The sequence below is a fragment of the uncultured Fibrobacter sp. genome (assembly GCF_937877005.1).
Lineage (GTDB): Bacteria > Fibrobacterota > Fibrobacteria > Fibrobacterales > Fibrobacteraceae > Fibrobacter.
This window is the reverse complement of sequence record NZ_CALEFV010000351.1, coordinates 1-2,435: the sequence shown is the minus strand read 5'-3', so window position 1 is coordinate 2,435 and position 2,435 is coordinate 1. Positions and strand designations below refer to the sequence as shown.

General features: G+C 54.4%; 2 protein-coding genes. Both read left to right on the top strand.

Annotated features, from left to right (window positions below):
* The coding region (locus tag Q0628_RS15585) for a DUF4859 domain-containing protein (protein ID WP_298772579.1) at positions 1-831 on the top strand (831 nt) is incomplete at its 5' end.
* Between the two features lie 147 nt (positions 832-978).
* The coding region (locus Q0628_RS15580) for a family 43 glycosylhydrolase (RefSeq protein WP_298772577.1) at positions 979-2,435 on the top strand (1,457 nt) is incomplete at its 3' end.

Sequence of the window (2,435 nt, the reverse complement as noted above, 5' to 3'; positions counted from 1 at the left end):
GTTGCATCGAGCAGCAGTGTCGCGCAGAGTTCCAGCAGCTCTGCAACGCCCGCGAGCTCCAGCAGCGTGAAGCCGGTTTCTTCGAGCAGCGAAAAGCCCACGAGTTCGAGCAGCATCGCGCCGGCGACCATCACGGCGACATACGAAATCAAGGTGACGCTTCCGATAGACGATAACTATGCTACGGTTTCCGCAAAGTTCGATGTTAACGAAGTAGCTGGAAAACTTGGACTCACTGCGGCGACGCTCGCGCAGGCAACTTTCTTCGCGCAGGAAGCGGGCGGCAATACCATCACGCGATCTACTGCAACGGAACCCGGCCACTGGTTCGGGAAAAACGGCGATGTTGTGGAATGGGGTGAGAATGCCTATGTGTTCAGCGAAGCGGATTTGACTGATGGAATACTCGCTATCGGGCACTACCCGAACCGAGTCTCTAATGGTGAAACTTATAGCTTTACACAAGGACTTTCTTACGGCGGAAAAATGGTCCTGTTCAAGGTGGCGGTGACCGTTACGAATGAGAAAGGGAGCGATGCTGGCGAATTTACTACTGCACTGATGTACGGTCTGGATGGTGTTCCCTCGCACATGGATGTTGCGCTCCGTAGCGGGCGGATTCAAGTTCGGTACACGCTACCGCAAAAGGATAATGTGAAGGTGAGCCTATTTACCGGATTCGGGGCGCTTGTTGCGCAAGATGTTTCGGGATTGCAGCGTGCCGGAACGCATGTGTATTCTTTTGACTTGAGTGGATTGCCTGCGGGTATGTATATCGTGAAAGTTTCGACGGGTAGTTACCATGAGGCTCGTCCGATAAGCGTCCGATAGTAGATTTTCTTGTCGAAAATCCTACAAATGTAGACTTTTATTGTGTAAAATTTGTATAAATTACTATGAAATTTATTAAAAGTCAGCGGCAACGCTGACTTTTAATAAATGGTTGCCTATATTTGGATTGATTCAAGGAGTGCTTTTATGGTGTTTGGCTTAAAGTCTCAAAATATGCTTGGTATAGCTTTGTTGGCAGTGCTGGTTTCGTTTTCGTTTTCTGCCGACTGGTACGCGAAGGACAATTTGCAGCCGGGGCACGACCCGAGCATGGTACGGTTCGAGGACGGCTACGCCCTCATGAGCACGAACAACAATCTGCAACTGTGGACATCCGAAGACGCATACACCTGGCGCGACCACAAGTCGACCGTGAGCGCCATTCCGCAGTGGGCCTACACCTATGCTCCGGGCACCGAGGGTATCTGGGCTCCCGACGTTTTCTACATGAACGGCGAGTACCGCGTGTATTACTGCGTGTCCGTCTTTGGCAAGCGTTCTTCGGCAATCGGCTACCAGTCCACAAAGTCCATTATGCCGGGCACATCGGGCTACGGCTGGACCGACCACGGCCACGTTTTCCACACGACGACTAGCGACAAGTACAATGCCATCGACGCCGACGTGGTCAAGGATACCGAGGGCAATTACTGGATGGCTTTCGGTTCGTTTGGGCTTGGCATTCAGCTGATTAAGTTAGATGCAACGACTGGCTACCAGGCGAGCGACGACAAGACGGTCTACAACATTGCGCGCCGTACCAGCAGCGCGAGCGGCGGCGCCGAAGAAGGCCCGAGCCTGATTGAGCATAACGGACAGTATTTCTTGTTTACCGCATGGGACAAGTGCTGCCAGCAGGGCGCAAACATCGAGCAGACAACGTACAAGACGGCTTACGGCCGTGCAGATAAAGTAACCGGACCGTATGTGGACCGCGCCGGTTACAACATGGCGACGGGCGGCGGCACGATTCTCCTGGAACGTTACGGGCGCTATGTGGGTCCGGGCGGTGGCGAGGCCTTCCAAGACCTGAACCGCGTGCGATTTGTGCACCACTACTACGATTTGAATGGCGACAAGTACAACCATATCCACATCCGTGATGTCGTCTTCACCGAGGATAACTGGGCTGAGATGGGACAACCCTTCCTCGGGCGTTATTTGAGCGCCGAAGTCGAGCATGGCGCGCTGACCCGCGCTGTTTCGGGCGACCTCGCGATTACCCGCAGCAATACGGCCTCGAACGGGGAATACCTCGCGTACGTGAATACCGAGGGCTCCAAGATTCGCTTGCCGATGAACATCATGCAGGCGGGCGACTACCTGCTGCGTTACCGCTACGCGAACGGTGGCGATGCGGCTGCAGAACACAAGGTGACGGTGAATGGTAAATCGCAGACGGTGACGCTCCCGCCTACGGGTTCCTGGGGCACTTTCCCCGAAAAGTCCGTGGTGATGGTGCCTGCGAAACTCAAGCGCGGTGGCAACTTCATCGAACTGGAACCTTTGCCGAACGGCAATTTTGCGGAACTCGACCGCATCGACTTCTTGCGCATTATCCGCGATACGATTCCGGCGAACGGCTTTGACAACGGCATTCGCGT